This window comes from Halorhodospira neutriphila, assembly GCF_016584055.1.
In the GTDB taxonomy this organism is placed as follows: domain Bacteria; phylum Pseudomonadota; class Gammaproteobacteria; order Nitrococcales; family Halorhodospiraceae; genus Halorhodospira; species Halorhodospira neutriphila.
In genome coordinates, this window is the sequence record NZ_NRSH01000213.1 from 1 (window position 1) to 1982 (window position 1982).

Here is a 1982-nt window from a genome sequence, read left to right on the forward strand (position 1 = left end):
CAACATGCTCGCCGAGGAGCTCGGGCAGCTCGCCAACCTCGCCGTGCTGATCCCGACGATCTTCTTCGGCGTGGCCGCCTTCCTGCTCAACCTCGTCCTCACCCGGCTCATCGCCACCCAGCGCCAGGCCATCGGCACCCTCAAGGCCTTCGGCTACTCGCGGGCGGCCATCGCCGCCCACTACGCGGCGCTGGTGCTGCTCATCGCCGCCCTGGGGGTGGTGCTCGGGGTGGCCGTCGGCTACGGGCTCGGCGCGCTGATCTCGGAGGTCTACGCCGCCTTCTACCGCTTCCCCTTCCTGGACTACCGCCTGCCGGGGCGGGTCGTCGCCGTCGCCGGCGGCATCACCGCGGCGGTCGCCCTGGCCGCGACCCTCGGCGCCGTGCTGCGCGCCGCGCGCCTGCCGCCGGCGCAGGCCATGCGCCCGGCGGCGCCGCCGAGCTTCCGGGCGACCCTGGTCGAGCGGCTCGGCCTGCAGCGCTGGCTCGGCCAGCCGACGCGGATCATCCTGCGCTCGCTGGAGCGCCGGCCGCTGCGCACGCTGCTCAGCGTCACCGGCCTCGCCTGCGCCGTGGGTATCCTCCTCATCGGCCCCTACCAGCGGGGCGCCATCGATACCCTCATCGGCGTGCAGTTCAACCTGATCCAGCGCGACAGCGTCAGCGTCTCCTTCTACGAGCCGACCTCGCGCGCCGCCCTCCACGAGCTGGCGCGGCTGCCGGGGGTGGACGCCGCCGAGCCGTACCGGCGGGTGGCCGCCGAGCTCATCGCCGGGCACCGGCGCCACCGCCTGGCGGTGCTCGGGCTGGCGCCGGGGACGAGCCTGCGGCGGCTGCTCGACACCGGGCTCCGCGAGGTGGCGGTGCCGGAGCAGGGCGTGCTGCTCACCGCCTACCTCGCCGAGCGGCTCGGCGTCGCCCCCGGCGATCCCCTCGAGATCCGCCTGCTCGAGGGCCGCCGCGAGACGGTGCGCGTGCCGGTCAGCGGCGTCATCGCCGAGTACCTGGGGGTCTCGGCCTACATGGCGCTGGAGACGCTCAACCGCCTCGCCGGCGAGGGGGACGCGATCTCGGGGGCGTGGCTGGCGGTCGCCGACGGCCGGCGCGAGGCGGTGCTCGCCGAGCTCGACCGCCGCCCGCGGGTGGCCGGCGCCACCGAGAGCGGCGCCGCCATGGCCAGCTTCCGCGACAATATCGCCGAGTCGCAGCGGGTCACGGCGCTGATGACGACGGTGCTCGCCGCCGCCATCGCCTTCGGCGTCGTCTACAATAACGCCCGCATCGCCCTGTCCGAGCGCTCCCGGGAGCTGGCCAGCCTGCGGGTGCTCGGCTTCACCCGCGGCGAGATCGCCTACATCCTGCTCGGCGAGCAGGCGCTGCTCATCGCCGCGGCCCTGCCGCCCGGCATGCTCGTCGGCCACGCCCTCTTCGCGGTGATCGTCCGGGCCGCCGAGTCGGAGCTCTACCGCATCCCGCTGATCGTCTCCCCGGCGGGGATGGCCCTGGCCGCGGCGGTGGTCGCCGGGGTCGGGGCGGTCTCCGCCTACGTGGTGCGCCGCCGGCTGGACCGGCTGGACCTCGTCGAGGCGCTGAAGTCACGGGAGTAGGGCGCGTACGCCTATGGAAGTGAGCTGGAGACGGATCGCCGCCTACGCGGCGGCAGCGCTGGCGGGGAGCGCCCTGGTGGCGCTGGCCCTGCGCCCGGCGCCGGTGTGGGTGGAGACGGAGTCGGTCTCCCGCGGCCCGCTGGCGGTGACCCTGGAGGAGGAGGGGCGCACCCGCGTGGCCGACCGCTACGTCCTCTCCGCGCCGGTGGCCGCCCGGGCCCGGCGCATCCGCCCGGAGCCCGGCGACCGGGTGGCGGCCGGGGAGGTGCTCGCCGTCCTCGACCCGGCGGCCTCGCCGGTGCTCGACCGCCGCGCCCGGGAGCAGGCCGAGGCGCGGCTGCGCGCCGCTGAGGCGGCCCTGCGCAGCGCCCGGGAG

Annotated in this window: 1 protein-coding gene and 1 pseudogene; both read left to right on the forward strand. The window is 76.2% G+C overall.

Annotated features, from left to right (window positions below; all coding sequences use genetic code 11):
• The coding region (locus CKO13_RS11870; protein ID WP_200261300.1) for an ABC transporter permease at positions 1 to 1606 on the forward strand (1606 nt) is incomplete at its 5' end.
• Between the two features lie 13 nt (positions 1607 to 1619).
• Positions 1620 to 1982, forward strand: a pseudogene (locus CKO13_RS11875) (efflux RND transporter periplasmic adaptor subunit); the annotation flags it as partial.